At 42.6% G+C, this 1,267-nt stretch carries 2 protein-coding genes; both read right to left on the bottom strand.

Going from position 1 to position 1,267, the window contains the following annotated elements:
* Positions 1–918 (bottom strand): MucBP domain-containing protein (locus FC77_RS07620; protein ID WP_156641857.1); only part of this gene is annotated, 918 nt, incomplete at its 3' end.
* Positions 869–1,267, bottom strand: a 399-nt coding sequence (locus tag FC77_RS08105) for a hypothetical protein (RefSeq protein WP_162258109.1), incomplete at its 5' end; no start/stop codon positions are given. The genes FC77_RS07620 and FC77_RS08105, both read right to left, overlap by 50 nt.

Genomic DNA, 1,267 nt, shown 5'->3' with positions numbered 1-1,267 from the left:
AGTAACAGTATCACCGTAGTGACCATTATCACCTAAGACATAATCAGTCAAACCAGGTACTGGTTTAGTTGTGCCTTCTAAGTAGTGGACAACCTTAACTTTATCGGCATCTGTTATTGGATCACCGACTACATAGACTGGAATCGTCTGATCCTGTGTGCTAAATTTCACACTCGCTGGCTGCTGTTGGCCACTTGGCATCTCAGTAGGCTGCGTTGCACAACTAAAGCCGTTTACTTTATGTTCATCATAATAATTTTCTCCTAATGGCAGTACACTGCCTGTAGTTCCACTTGGATTTGTATGGCCAACTACCGTGCCTGCCTTTGTCTCAAAGTTAATCGTCACATTGTTTTGCGTATCTGCTGTGTAATAGAAGATTACTTGCTGTGGTGTATCTTGGGTAAGTTCCAAAGTGACACTATCTTTCGGCACAATCGTGTAACCAGGCACTGTTTGCTTGGCATCACTGTCTTTGACAGTAATTTCATCGCCATAATTGCCGCCTATCCAATAGGAACCCTTGAGCTCAGAATCATCGTTTTGCAAACGGTGCAAAACATGAATAGCATCAGTATTACTGCCATCATCCGGTACGTTATCACCGGCTACATAAACCGTCACTGTATCAGCTTGATCCGTATATTTAACACTGCCATCATTCTTAGGCTGCGTCTTGCCATTTAGTTCAGCGCTAGTCTTAGCATAGTGATAACTTGCTGGGATACTTGACACAATAAAGCTATTACTATCAGTCGGATCGAAGGTCTCATTCATATAACCTTGTGGTGCTTTAACTTTATCACCGACTACTTTGCCTGTCTTGGCATTGACAAACTGAACACTCAACTTATCTTCCGCATCGGCTTTATAGTAGAACTTTATCTCTTGCTTTTGACCTTTTGGTGAGTTCTGCACTCTGCTTGCCTGGGTTAACTAATGTATAACCAGCTGGAGCTTTTTGCTTAGCATCTGTACCACTGGCAGTGACGGTATCACCATAATAACCACCTAACCAGTAATCAGCGTTATCCATACCTGGAACTGCATCAGTCGTTGGTTTATCGTCCTGACTTTCCAGGTAGTGTAGTACATGGACTGCATCTTTATTGGTGCCATCATCTGGTACATTATCTCCAGCTACATAAACCGTTACTGTATCATCTTTATCTGTGTATTTGATACTACCATCATTCTTCGGCTGCGTCTTGCCATTCAGTTCATCACTGGTCTTGGCATAATGGTAGCCATCTGGAATATTCGCTGT

This window comes from Lactobacillus acetotolerans DSM 20749 = JCM 3825, from assembly GCF_001436775.1.
Lineage (GTDB): Bacteria > Bacillota > Bacilli > Lactobacillales > Lactobacillaceae > Lactobacillus > Lactobacillus acetotolerans.
Note: the sequence above shows the minus strand (reverse complement) of the source record. Positions and strands in the feature narration are given on the sequence as shown.